Origin of the sequence: Zhihengliuella salsuginis, assembly GCF_014651715.1 — a bacterium.
In the GTDB taxonomy this organism is placed as follows: domain Bacteria; phylum Actinomycetota; class Actinomycetes; order Actinomycetales; family Micrococcaceae; genus Zhihengliuella; species Zhihengliuella salsuginis.
In genome coordinates, this window is record NZ_BMXK01000011.1 from 39176 (window position 1) to 50692 (window position 11517).

The following is an 11517-nucleotide window of genomic DNA, read 5'->3' on the forward strand; positions in this document are numbered from 1 at the left end:
CGGACCGTGGTGCGCAATCACCTGAGCGGGACCGGTCCGGCCTCCTAGTGCGAGCAGCCGCAGCCGCCGGCCGGCTCCTCCGTGGAGACGAGCTGGCTGACGGGCTGCGCACAGGCCTCGCCACGCCAGGCTTCGAGCCCCTCGCGGACCGCGAAGGCCGCGATGACCAGCGCCGCAACCGGGTCCGCCCACGTCCACCCGAGCAGGGAGTTCAGCAGCAGCCCGACCAGGAGCACGGCGGAGAGGTAGGAACAGATCAGCGTCTGCTTCGAGTCCGCGATCGCCGAGGCGGACCCGAGCTCGCGCCCGGTCCTCCGCTCGAACCAGGACAGCGCGGGCATGATCGCCAGGCTCACCGCGGCCAGCGCGATGCCCACCCCCGAGTGCTCGGGCTCAGCGAACCCGGCGAGCGACCGCACGGAGTCGAACAGCACGACGGCGGCCAGCCCGAAGAACGAGTATGCGATGAGGCGCAGCGCCTTCTTCTCCCGCTTCTGAGGGTCGGGAGCGGCGAACTGCCAGGCGACGGCGGCCGCGGAGAGGACCTCGACGATCGAGTCGAGGCCGAAGCCGATGAGCGCGCTCGAGGACGCGATGGTGCCGGCGCTGAGCGCGATGACGGCCTCGATCACGTTGTAGGTAATGGTGGCGGCGACGATCCAGCGGATGCGGCGGGCCAGGATCAGCCGGCGCTCGGGGCTGGGCGCGGGCGGTGCGGGCGTCGTCGTCATCGGCACGTGCACCCCTCCGGTCCGCAGCAGTCGGGGTCGACGTCGAGCGTGACGGCGGCCAGCGCGTCGAGCGCGTCCGCCAGCGCGGCCTGCGTCAGCCGGTAGACCCGGTTCCGCCCGCGCCGCTCGGCGACCACCAGGCCGCACCCGCGCAGGCAGGCCAGCTGGTTGGAGACGGCCTGCTTGCTGGCCCCGAGCAGCTCCACGAGCTCCGACGGCGTCGCCTCGCCGCCGCGCAGGCGCATGAGGATCCGTGCGCGGCCGGCGTCGGAGAGGGCGTATCCCAGGCGCGCGAGGGCGTGCGAATGGGTCTCGGTCAACGTGTCCATGACTTCAACGGTACACGGATCGATGTACTGACGAAATCTCAAGCCGGCCGGCCCACGGTGACATACTGAGGCGCATGTACGTTGTGACGATCAACCAGCGCGACACCCGCGACGCCGGCGACCGCGTCGACGAACTCACGCACGCCCTGCGGGATCTGCCCGCGGCCATGACCTTCCAGCGCTCGCTCGGCGACGAGACCATCGGCATCCTCGACGATCCCGCCCACGCCCTCACGGCCGCCCTGATCGCCCTCCGCCAGCGCCGCTGGAACGTCGGCATCGGCGCCGGCACCCTGCACGAGCCCCTCCCCGGGGCGCTCGACGACGTCCGCGGCCCCGCGCTCGTGCACGCCCGGCGCGCCGTCACCCGCGCCCAGCGGATCGACGCCGCCCGCGCCACCACGGCGCCGCTCAAGCCCGGCGAGCGGCTCCCGGTGGCCGTCGCCGGAGCCGATCCCGGCGCCGCCGAGCAGGCCGAGGCCGTGATCCGCCTTCTCGGGCGCCTCGTGGCCGCCCGCAGCCAGGCCGAATGGGCCGTCGTCGACCTCTTCGTCCCCGGCGTGCGCGGGCAGCAGAAGGAGATCGGCGCGGCGCTCGGGATCTCCTCGCAGGCCGTGTCGAAGGCGATCCTGCGCTCCCACGCCGAGGACGAGGCCGCCGCCCGCCCGGCCGCCGCGGCCCTGCTCCGCGCCGCGGCCGGGTAGCGCCGAGGCGAAGATCTCCCGAATCCGCGTCACGATTCCGGCCCCACCCCCTCTTGAAGGGTGGACCACCCGCCGGAACCGAAGGACGCCATGCCCCTCACCCCAGCATTCAGCGCTGGGCCGAGCGCACTCGCCTCGGCCCGCCACCTCGCCCTCCCGTCCCCGGGATCGCGTCGCGACCGCCTCGAGGACCGGATCCGCACCGCGGTGCACCGCCGCACCGGACGCGGGGACGTGAAGCGGCAGACGGTCATCACCTCCGCCATCCTCCGCACGCGCGCGGGCTCCCCCGGCACGACGACGGCCCCCGCCGGACCGCCGGCGCTCGACCGCGCGCCCGGCCAGCGGGTCGGGAAGCGGCTGATCGGCCTGGCCGCGGGGGTGACGGCGCTCGGCGCCCTGCTGGTGCTCGGGCTCGCCGGGACGCTCAGCGCGCTGCTGGTCGCCGCCGGCTGAGGCCCCACTCCGCCACCCGGCGGCAGCGTCCGGCCCGGCCGCGCCGGGAGGCGGCCCGCTACTCCGCTGGTGTACCGGTGGCCAGGACGTCGCCCTCGGCGTCCAGGGCCTCGACGGCCACGTAGGGCGCGTCGTCCGGCATCGGGATGGCGGTCTCGAACGACTCGCGGTCGACGACGGCCTGCTCGGTCGCGCCGGCCTCGTCCTCGCCCGTGACCAGCCGCCACTGCGCCACCTCCGTGGCCCCGTTCCAGGAGACGTAGACGGTCGGCTCGCCGTCGTCGTCGTCCTGGACCACCACGTCCGGCGGGGTCGACGGAGTGCCCTCCCACTCGAAGGTGTAGGCCCGGTAGCTGGTGCCGTTGCCGTCGTAGTCGTCGCCGTAGCACTTGGCGCCGTGGCACACGTCCCGCAGCAGCTCGCCGTCGTTGGTGTACTCGGAGTAGAGGGGCGCCATGCCCCAGCCGATCAGCATGTTGCCGTTGTCCAGCTCCTGCGCGTTGGCCATCGCGAAGCCCACGCGCTCCTCCGGCGGGAGGTACTCGGTGACCACCTCCGCGGTCATCGCCGCCTCGTCCACCTCCAGCCGCAGCCCGCGCGACGACTCGTCGGCGTCGGGGTCGTGCGAGTGGTTGTCCAGCAGCGTCAGGGTGCCGTCGGGGGCCCGCTTGGCGTCGTGCTGCCAGGAGAACACGGCACCGTCGCCCATCTCGAAGTCGCTGTCCTCTCCGCCGAGCTTCCACTCGACCTCACCGCTGGTGCGGTCCAGCTTGTACACCGCGTGGGTGTGGCGGGCGGAGACCAGCAGCGCGCCGTCGTCGTCCTCGGTGATGGAGTTGATGTGGAAGTAGTCGTACGGGTTCTCCTCGGTCGGGAAGCCGGGGGCGTCGTCGTCCTCTTCCGCTTCCTCCTCGGCGCTCTTCGCCTCGTCCTCATAGTCCGCCATGGACTCGGTCAGCGGGATGCGGTCGATCGCGCTCCACTCGAAGAGCACCTCGCCGGTGGCGATGTCGATCTCCTGGATGACCGCGTCCTCGACCCACCCGTCGGCCGGGCCGCCGACCTCGGTCAGGTCGTACTCCACGGGCACGTACGCGCCGAGGAGCATGGTGCCCTCGGGCGTGATGACGGTGTCGTGGAAGTCGGCGTTGCCGGCCTCCAGATCGCCGCCGGTCGTGACGCGGGCGATCTCCTCGTAGGACTGGTCGAGGATCAGGATGTCGCCGTTGCCGCGACCCTCCCGGCTGCTGCCCTGGAAGTACGTCAGCACCGGTTCGCCCTGGTACTCCTGCACGCGCAGGTCGAAGATGTCGTCGTCCAGGTCGTCGTCCTCGGCGGGCTCCAGCCACACCGGCTCGCCGGCGGCGTCGAGGATCAGGCCGCCGTCGGAGGGGCTCTCCGAGTCGAAGTTCGGGGTCAGGAACGTATAGCCGCCCGAAGCCTGGTCCGAATCCTCCCGCACGTCCACCACCGGCGGGGTCAGGTCCGGGCGCGTGACATAGCTGTGGTGCGGGACCGGCAGCTTGTCGTCCTCGTCCGCCGTCCCGCAGGCGGCCAGAGAGACGATCAGGGCTCCCACGACGCTTCCCGCCAGGGTGCGGCCAACTGCTGTCCGGTTGAGCTGCGCCAAGTCATGCATGTCCGCAAGCTATCGGACGGGATCTGCGGCGACAATGGCCCGCGCCGGATTCCGAGGGAGTCCGGAGGTTCGCCCCCACCCCGCCGCGCGGGATGGCGCGACGCCGGGCTACCGCTGACGCCGACTTGACCTTGACGTAACGTCAACTTCTAGCGTGGTGTTCACAGCCCGAACGGGCCCACCACGAGGAAGGAGGCAGCGCCATGCGCCACGGCGACTACGCGATCAACGAGGTCGCCCGGCTCACCGGGACGACCAGCCGCACCCTGCGCCACTACGACGACGTCGGCCTCCTGCCGCCCTCGCGCGTCGGGCACAACGGGTACCGGTTCTACGACGACGCGGCCCTGCTGCGCCTGCAGCGGATCCTGCTGTTCAGGCAGCTCGGCCTGCCCGTGCCCGCGATCAGGGAGATCCTGGACGCGGAGGGCGGGGCGCCGGCGTCGTACCCGGAACCGCAGGCGGGCGCGCTGCGCACGCACCTGACCGTGCTGCGCGGCGAACAGGAACGGCTGGCGCGGCAGATCGCGGCGGTCGAGGACACGCTGAGAACACTGGAAGGAGGTGGCGAGCTCATGGCGGAGAACATGTTCGACGGGTTCGACCACACCGAATACAAGGACGAGGTCACCGAGCGCTGGGGCGCCGACGCGTACAAGAAGTCGGACGCCTGGTGGCGGTCGATGGGCGAGGCGGAGAAAGCCGACTGGCAGGAGCGGACGCGGCGGCTCGGCGCCGACTGGGCCGCGGCGGCCGAGGCCGGGACGGCACCCGACTCGGCGGCGGCGCAGGAGCTCGCGGCGCGGCACGTCGCGTGGCTCTCCGGCGTCCCGGGCACCCCGGGCGCCGTCGGCGAGCCGGACACCGGGTACCTCCTGGGGCTGGCGGACATGTACGTCGCGGACCCGCGGTTCGCGGCCAACTACGGCGGGACCGGGGGCGCGGAGTTCGTGCGGGCGGCGCTGACGGAGTGGGTCGCGCGGCGGGGCTAGCGCAGGGCGGCCTGGCCGTCGAGGATGCCGTTGAGCACGAGCGCCAGCCCGTCCTGCTCCACGGGGGCGGTGACCTCGGCGGCGGCGGCCTTGACCTCGTCGGGCGCCTGCCCCATGGCCACGCCGCGGTGCGCCCACGCGAGCATCTCGACGTCGTTGCGCCCGTCGCCGGCGGCGATCGTGTCCTCGCGATCGAAGCCCAGCTTCACGCGCAGCACCTCGAGGGCGGTCGCCTTGTTGATGCCCTCGGCGGCGATGTCCAGCCACGCGGTCCAGCCCACCGAGTAGGTGACACCCTCGAGCCCGAGGGTCCCCACCGCGCGCCCGAACTCCTCAGCCGTGGAGTCGGTCGAGAAGACGACGAGGCGGGTCGCGGTCGCCTCCATCATCTCGTTGATGCTCACGCCGACCGCCTCGACTCCGAAGCTCGCGTCCTGGAACCGCTCGGTGGAGAGGAAGCGCCCCTGATCGTCCTCGAGCGCGTACTTCGCGGTCGGCAGGGACTGACGGATGGCCCGCAGCGCGGGGGCCGGGTCGAAGGTGCGGCGGTCGATCACCTCGTAGCCGTCCGGCAGGGACGTGTCGATGCGCAGGGTGACGCCGCCGTTGGAGCAGACCGCGTACCCGTGCTCGACGCCGAGGAGCTCAACGATCGGCAGGGTCGCTCCGAGGGACCGCCCGGTCGAGATCACCACGGTGTGCCCTGCGCCGACGATGGCCCGTCCGGCCTCGCGGACCGCCTGACTCATGTGCCCTTCGTGGTTCACCAGGGTTCCGTCGACGTCCAGTCCGATCATCTTGCTGCTCATGACACCAGTCAACCACTGACTCGCCCTACCCGCGATTCACGACCCCGCCCGGCGGAGAAATACCCGGCCGTTCACCCGGCCGTCACCTGCTGCTCGCCCGCTCCTCGGATCGGACGCATAGTGTCGCCGGGACCCAGCCGCCGATCCCCCGCAGGAGCCCTCCGTGAAACACCTCAGTCTGAAGTCCGTCGGCGCCGCCGCGGCGCTCGCCTGTCTCATCGGCACGACGCCGGCCGCCGCCGTCCCGGTCGCCCCGCCGGCCGCCGTGGACGGGGTCGAGTACTCGGCGGACGGGGCGCGCCTGTCGCTGACGCCCGTCGGCGGCTACGCCACCGGGACGTTCGACGAGGGCGCCGCGGAGATCGTCGCCCACTACCCGGCCGCGCAGCGCGTGATGATCGTCAACGCCGATGCCGGCGCGGTCGAGGTCCTCGATGTCGCCGACCCGGCCGCGCCCGCCAAGCTCTACGAGGTGCCCGCGGCCGGCGTGACGGCCGCCGACGGCTCGGTCATCCCGTCCGGCGCGGTGGCCAACTCCGTGGCGGTCCGCGGCGACGGGCTCGGCCTGGCCGCCGTCGAATCCCCGACGAAGACGGACGCCGGCTGGCTGCTGTACTTCGACGCGAACGGCGAGACGCCCACGATCCTCGGCGCCGTGCGCGTCGGGCACCTGCCGGACATGGTGACCGTGACCGGCGACGGCAAGACCGCCCTGGTCGCCAACGAGGGCGAGCCCGCGGAGGACTACAGCGTCGACCCGGAGGGCTCGGTCTCGATCGTGACGCTGCCGAAGACCGTCGACGACGCCGTCCGCGGCAAGGAGAGCGGCTCCAACGGCAAGCGCGGCGCCGTCTCGCAGCGGCAGGTCGCCGAGGCCGGGTTCCACGCCTTCGAGGACTCGCTGCCCGAGGGCGTGCGGATCTACGGCGGGCGCGAGGACGCGGGGACCGGCACTCCAGAGTTCCCGGTCTCGGAGAACCTCGAACCCGAGTACATCTCCGTCTCCCCCGGCGGCGTGACCGCGTACGTCTCCCTGCAGGAGGCCAACGCGCTGGCCGTGCTGAACATCAAGTCCGGAAAGTTCACGGACATCCTGCCGCTCGGGTCGGTGGATCACGCGGCGGTCCCGTTCGACGCGTCGGACAAGGACGGCGCCGTCGACCTGAAGACGTGGCCCGTCCAGAGCTTCCGCCAGCCGGACACCATCGCCACCTTTCGCTCCGCCGGAACCGACTACACGGTCACCGCCAACGAGGGCGACACCCGCGACTGGGACGGCTACTCCGAGGAGGTCCGCGTGAAGGACCTCGGCGAGGACGGGCTGGCCCCGGTCTGCGATGCGGTGGCGGCGGACGCCGGGATGGGCCTCGAGGAGCTGACCGCTGATGAGAACCTCGGCCGGTTGAAGGTCACCACGGCGGACGGGCTCGCCGCCGACGGCTCCTGCTACGAGACGCTGTACGGGTTCGGCGGCCGCGGATTCTCGATCGTCGACGGCGACGGGGCGCTGGTCTTCGACTCGGGCGCCGAGTTCGAGCAGATCCTCGCCGAGGCGCTCCCGGAGCACTTCAACTCGAACCACGGCGAGACGAAGTTCGACGCCCGCTCGGACGACAAGGGCCCCGAGCCGGAGGCCGTCGCACTCGGCGAGTTCGACGGACGCACCTACGCGTTCATCGGCCTCGAGCGCGTGGGCGGGGTGATGGTCTACGACGTCACGGAGCCGGCGTCGAGCGAATTCGTCACCTACGTGAACAACCGCGACTTCGCGGTCGACGCCGAGGGGGCGATCGACGACGGCGCCGACGAGGCCGAGACCCTGGCCGCCGCCGGCGACCTCGGGCCGGAGTCGATCGCGTTCGTCTCCGCCGGGGACTCGCCGTCGGGCGCGCCGCTGCTGGTCGTCGGCAACGAGGTCTCCGGCTCGACCTCCTTCCTGGAGGTCGGCACCCGGTAGCCCGCCGTCCGGCTCAGTCCTCGGCGGCCACCGCGAGGGTCTCACCGCGGAAGAACGCCGGGCGGCGGGCGTACTGCACGATCATCAGCACGACGCCGACACCCAGCACCACCATGCCGAGGACGAACACGAGCCCCAGCCCGAACAGGCTGGACCCGGACCCGTAGGCGGGATCCATGCTGTCGATGATGGTGGTGAAGAACAGCACCATCAGGATGACGCCGCCGATGCCCGGGCAGAGCAGCTGGAAGACGAAGTTCCGCAGCGAGCGCGTGAACGTGCGGCGGAAGTACCAGACGCTCGCGAACGCGGTGATGCCGTAGTACAGGCAGATCATCATGCCGAGCGCCGTGATCGTGTCCCAGAGGACGTTCTCGGAGACGAACCGCATGACCGCGTAGAACGCCGACGCGACGACGGCGGAGACGATCGTCGCATAGCCCGGGGTGAAGAAGCGCGGGCTGACACGGGCGAACTTCGGCGAGATCGCTCCGTAGTGGCCCATGGCCAGCAGGGTGCGCGCCGGGGAGACGAACGTCGACTGCAGGGACGCCGCGGAGCTGGAGAGCACGGCCAGGGAGACCAGCCAGGCGAACGGTCCGAGCACCAGGTGCGAGAGGTGGAAGAAGACGTTCTCCTGGATGGACTCGTTGCCGAGCCCGTACTCGCCGGTGCCGACGCCGGCGAAGGAGATCAGCGCCACCGACAGCAGCAGGTAGAGCCCCACGATGATCAGCACGGTGAGCGTGGCCGCCCGGCCCGGGGTGGTCGCCGACCCCTCGGTCTCCTCGTTCATCGTCAGCGTGACGTCCCAGCCCCAGAAGATGAAGATCGACAGGGACAGGCCCGCCGCGACCGCGGAGAAGGAGTCGACGGCGAACGGGTTGAACCACTCCAGGGCGATCGGCGTCGGATCGAACCCGGTGCCGTTGGCGACGTGCACGAACGCCGCGACCGCGAAGACCACGAGCACCAGGATCTGGAAGCCCACCAGCAGGTACTGCAGGCGCTGGGTGGTCTGCATGTCGCGGTAGGAGATCGCCGTGGCCGCCGCCATGAAGGCCAGGCACGTGACCACGTTGATGAACGGGTTGCCCGCCAGGTCCGCGATGCCGGCGTTGCCGGTGATCTGCGCGATCAACAGGTAGAGGAAGTCGACGGCGACGCCAGCGAGGTTGGAGAGCACCAGGATGGTGGCGGCGATCAGCCCCCAGCCGCCGAGCCAGCCGATCCACGGCCCGAAGGCGCGCGTGGCCCACGTGAACGAGGTCCCGCTGTCCGGCATCGACCGGTTGAGCTCCCGGTAGCCGAAGGCCACCAGCAGCATCGGGATGAAGCCGACCAGGATGATGGCGGGCACCTGCAGGCCGACCGCGGAGGCCGTGGGGCCGATCGCGGCGGTGAAGGTGTAGGCGGGGGCGATGCAGGAGATGCCGATGACGATCGCGCCGATGAGGCCGACCGATCCGGCGCTGAGGCCCTTCTTGCTGATCCCGCCGGCCTGTTCGTCGGTTCCGGTGGGCTTGTGCGCTGTCGCGTCGCTCATGGCGTGGACTCCTCGTCGTCGAAGGTCGGTTCGGTGTCGCGGGGGACGATGACCAGGGGGACGGTCAGCTCGCGCAGCATCTTGCCCGCCGTGCTGCCCAGGAAGATGCGGCCGCGGCTCGCGAGCCGGGAGGACCCGACCACGACGAGGTCGCCCGGATCCCAGTCGGCGTGCCGCACCGCGTCCTCGATGCGCCGGCCGGTCGGGACATCGACGGCGGGCTGGACGCCGTCGGGCGCCACCTGGGCGACGAACGCGCGGACCCGGTCCGCGTGGGCGGCGGCGAGCGCCTCGGCCTCCGCTGCGGACCCGATCTGACGGGCGTCCAGGCTCACGAGGGACATGACGCGGAATTCGGCGCCGATGCGGCTGGCGGCCAGCACGCCGGCGCGCATCACGTCCTCGGCCCCCTCGCGGAGTCCGACGGCGGCGGTCACCCTCCGCAGCGGGACCGGGTCGGCGTCGGCGTGCCCCGGGGGCGCCACGGCGACGGGCACGCGGGAGGCGTGCAGCAGCGCGTTGGCGACCGTCCCCAACCGCTCCCGGCCGCCGACGACGATCAGGGTCGTGCCGAGCCTCCGGCTCGCCGCGAGGATCCCGGAGGCCGCCGAGTCGGCGAACTCGAGGCTCGTCTCGACCGCCACGCCGGAGGGCACGGAGGCCTTCGCCTCGTCGAGCCAGCCGGCCGCCGTCGTCCTCACGTGGCGCAGCCCGCCGGCGTCGCCCGTGACCACCATCGTGATCTCGAGGGCGGCGTCGAGCGCCTGAGCGAGGCGCGTGCCGAGGCGCAGGGCGTCGGCGCCGCCGGAGGTGTGGGTGTATCCGACCAGAATCTTCATCGCAGGTCTCGTCTTCTTCTCGTTCGGCGCCGGGCGGACCGGCGCGGGGTGCGGACGCAGGACGCCCGGCCGGTGCGGTGCACCGGCCGGGCGCGGGCCGTTCTAGGCGTTCAGGTCGGACACGATCGCCGCGGCGGTCTCGCGGCCGACGCGGATGGCGCCGTCGACGTGCTGGAAGCCCTCGGCGGCCAGGTCGGAGCAGGACCAGTGGATGACGCCGACGGGCGTGCGCAGGTCGGCGCCGTAGCGGCTGAGCCCGCCGAGGTCGAAGCTCGCGGCGTACGCGCCGCGGGTCCACTCCTCGGTGCCCCAGTCGCTCTCGTAGTAGACCTCGGGGGTCAGCGCCTGCTCGCCGTAGTAGTGGGACAGCGAGGTGAGGACGCGCTGCTTGCGCTCCTCGTCGCTGAGCGCGAACAGCCCGTCCGCGGTCTCGTCGGAGACGAAGCCCACCAGGGTGCCCTTCGGATCCGCGTGGTTGGTGTTGTCGTACGCCTCGTGCACTGTCTCGTACGGGCTGAACGCGGTGCCGGAGAGGCCTGCCTCGCGCCAGAACGGACGGTCGTAGACGGCGTGCACCTTGATGACCAGGCCCAGCGAGAGGTGCTGGTGCATCTGGTGCTGGCGCCGCGGCAGTGCCGGCTGGAAGTCGATGCGCGAGTACAGGTTCGGCGGCACGGCCACGATCACGCGCTTCGCCGAGACCGTCATGCCGTCGGCCACCACGGTGACCGAGTCGTCGTCGTGCTCGATCCGGCGGACCGGCTGGTTCAGGAACACGTCGTCGCCGAGCTTCTCCGCGAGCGCCACCGGCACGGACTGCAGCCCGCCGATCACGCGCTTGTCGAGGATGAAGTCCGAGTCCACGAGGTTGGAGAAGCTGCCGGCCGAGGCGGCCATCTGGACGGCCTGCAGTGCCGAGATCGCGTGGGACGGCTTGGTCAGCATGGCCTCGGCGATGAAGAGGCCGATGTTGTCGCGGGCCTCCTGGTCCTCGGTCTGGGCCTCGAGCCACGCCTTCCAGGAGACCGTGTCGAGCTCCTTGGCCCGCGGGTGCTCCCACGGGGCGGCGATGCCGATCTCGGCGACGAGCTCGTCGAGGACGCCGATGAGGCGCTCCATCTCGCGCTGCGTCTCCGCGGAGACGGGGAAGATCTCGCCGGTGAAGGTGGTCAGGGCGCCGGCGGCGTCGACGTAGACGCTGTCGCCCTCGCGGTAGCGCGAGTAGGTCTCGAGGCCGAGCTCCTCCAGCGTGCCGATCAGCGCGTCCTGGTCGGGCGAGACCCACTGGCCGCCGATCTCCAGCATGGCGCCGTCGATCTCGCGGGTCCACAGGCGGCCGCCGACGCGGTCGCGCGCTTCGAGCACGGCGACGGTCTTGCCGGCCTTGACGAGGTCGTTCGCTGCGGTCAGGCCGGAGGCTCCGGCGCCGACGATCACGACGTCGCGGGTGATGTCAGTCATTCTTCTTCTACTCCTGGAGATGGCGCGGGGCCGCCACGGCGCGTGCCGTGGCGG

11 protein-coding genes are annotated in these 11517 nt (G+C 71.9%); 4 read left to right on the forward strand and 7 right to left on the reverse strand.

Annotated features, from left to right (window positions below):
- Positions 1-44 precede the first annotated feature (44 nt).
- Together IE069_RS12620 and IE069_RS12625 are read right to left on the reverse strand one after the other, a co-directional pair.
- Positions 45-731 (reverse strand): cation efflux transmembrane domain-containing protein, encoded by a 687-nt coding sequence (locus IE069_RS12620; protein WP_189351027.1) that lies wholly within the window; start codon positions 729-731, stop codon positions 45-47.
- Complete coding sequence (locus IE069_RS12625; protein ID WP_189350921.1) at positions 728-1060, reverse strand: ArsR/SmtB family transcription factor; 333 nt, start codon at positions 1058-1060, stop codon at positions 728-730. The genes IE069_RS12620 and IE069_RS12625 overlap by 4 nt, the downstream gene beginning before the upstream one ends.
- Positions 1061-1134: 74 nt before the next feature.
- On the opposite strand from IE069_RS12625, the gene IE069_RS12630 reads away from it, so the two are divergent.
- Positions 1135-1764, forward strand: a complete 630-nt coding sequence (locus tag IE069_RS12630) for a hypothetical protein (protein WP_189350922.1) — start codon at positions 1135-1137, stop codon at positions 1762-1764.
- A 90-nt stretch (positions 1765-1854) separates the two neighbouring features.
- On the forward strand, positions 1855-2220 hold the full coding sequence (locus tag IE069_RS12635) for a hypothetical protein (RefSeq protein WP_189350923.1): 366 nt from the start codon (positions 1855-1857) through the stop codon (positions 2218-2220).
- A gap of 58 nt (positions 2221-2278) precedes the next feature.
- On the opposite strand, the gene IE069_RS12640 is transcribed toward IE069_RS12635, so the two are convergent.
- Entirely contained in the window at positions 2279-3859 is a 1581-nt protein-coding gene (locus IE069_RS12640; RefSeq protein WP_189350924.1) for an arylsulfotransferase family protein, read from the reverse strand.
- 203 nt (positions 3860-4062) lie between these two features.
- On the opposite strand from IE069_RS12640, the gene IE069_RS12645 reads away from it, so the two are divergent.
- Positions 4063-4851 carry a MerR family transcriptional regulator gene (locus IE069_RS12645; RefSeq protein ID WP_189350925.1) on the forward strand — a complete coding sequence of 263 codons (789 nt, stop codon included), beginning with the start codon at positions 4063-4065 and terminating at the stop codon, positions 4849-4851.
- Here the strand turns inward: IE069_RS12645 and IE069_RS12650 are convergent.
- Complete coding sequence (locus tag IE069_RS12650) at positions 4848-5660, reverse strand: HAD family hydrolase (protein ID WP_229791138.1); 813 nt, start codon at positions 5658-5660, stop codon at positions 4848-4850. The genes IE069_RS12645 and IE069_RS12650 overlap by 4 nt on opposite strands.
- Positions 5661-5823: 163 nt before the next feature.
- Here IE069_RS12650 and IE069_RS12655 point away from each other — a divergent pair, with 163 nt between their 5' ends.
- Positions 5824-7617, forward strand: coding sequence for a choice-of-anchor I family protein (locus IE069_RS12655; protein WP_229791139.1), 1794 nt, complete (start codon positions 5824-5826; stop codon positions 7615-7617).
- Between the two features lie 13 nt (positions 7618-7630).
- On the opposite strand, the gene IE069_RS12660 is transcribed toward IE069_RS12655, so the two are convergent.
- From IE069_RS12660 to IE069_RS12670, 3 genes are all read right to left on the reverse strand, one after another.
- Positions 7631-9163, reverse strand: coding sequence for an APC family permease (locus IE069_RS12660; RefSeq protein WP_189350926.1), 1533 nt, complete (start codon positions 9161-9163; stop codon positions 7631-7633).
- Positions 9160-10002, reverse strand: coding sequence for a universal stress protein (locus IE069_RS12665; protein WP_189350927.1), 843 nt, complete (start codon positions 10000-10002; stop codon positions 9160-9162). The genes IE069_RS12660 and IE069_RS12665 overlap by 4 nt, the downstream gene beginning before the upstream one ends.
- Positions 10003-10104: 102 nt before the next feature.
- Complete coding sequence (locus IE069_RS12670) at positions 10105-11463, reverse strand: flavin monoamine oxidase family protein (protein WP_189350928.1); 1359 nt, start codon at positions 11461-11463, stop codon at positions 10105-10107.
- Between the last annotated feature and the right edge of the window lie 54 nt (positions 11464-11517).

What these genes read in the sequence shown, in the direction of transcription:
- IE069_RS12620 (WP_189351027.1), bottom strand. Translation starts at nt 731, where the DNA reads ATGACGACGACGCCCGCACCGCCCGCGCCCAGCCCCGAGCGCCGGCTG.
- IE069_RS12625 (WP_189350921.1), bottom strand. Translation starts at nt 1,060, where the DNA reads ATGGACACGTTGACCGAGACCCATTCGCACGCCCTCGCGCGCCTGGGA.
- IE069_RS12630 (WP_189350922.1), top strand. Translation starts at nt 1,135, where the DNA reads ATGTACGTTGTGACGATCAACCAGCGCGACACCCGCGACGCCGGCGAC.
- IE069_RS12635 (WP_189350923.1), top strand. Translation starts at nt 1,855, where the DNA reads ATGCCCCTCACCCCAGCATTCAGCGCTGGGCCGAGCGCACTCGCCTCG.
- IE069_RS12640 (WP_189350924.1), bottom strand. Translation starts at nt 3,859, where the DNA reads ATGCATGACTTGGCGCAGCTCAACCGGACAGCAGTTGGCCGCACCCTG.
- IE069_RS12645 (WP_189350925.1), top strand. Translation starts at nt 4,063, where the DNA reads ATGCGCCACGGCGACTACGCGATCAACGAGGTCGCCCGGCTCACCGGG.
- IE069_RS12650 (WP_229791138.1), bottom strand. Translation starts at nt 5,660, where the DNA reads ATGAGCAGCAAGATGATCGGACTGGACGTCGACGGAACCCTGGTGAAC.
- IE069_RS12660 (WP_189350926.1), bottom strand. Translation starts at nt 9,163, where the DNA reads ATGAGCGACGCGACAGCGCACAAGCCCACCGGAACCGACGAACAGGCC.
- IE069_RS12665 (WP_189350927.1), bottom strand. Translation starts at nt 10,002, where the DNA reads ATGAAGATTCTGGTCGGATACACCCACACCTCCGGCGGCGCCGACGCC.
- IE069_RS12670 (WP_189350928.1), bottom strand. Translation starts at nt 11,463, where the DNA reads ATGACTGACATCACCCGCGACGTCGTGATCGTCGGCGCCGGAGCCTCC.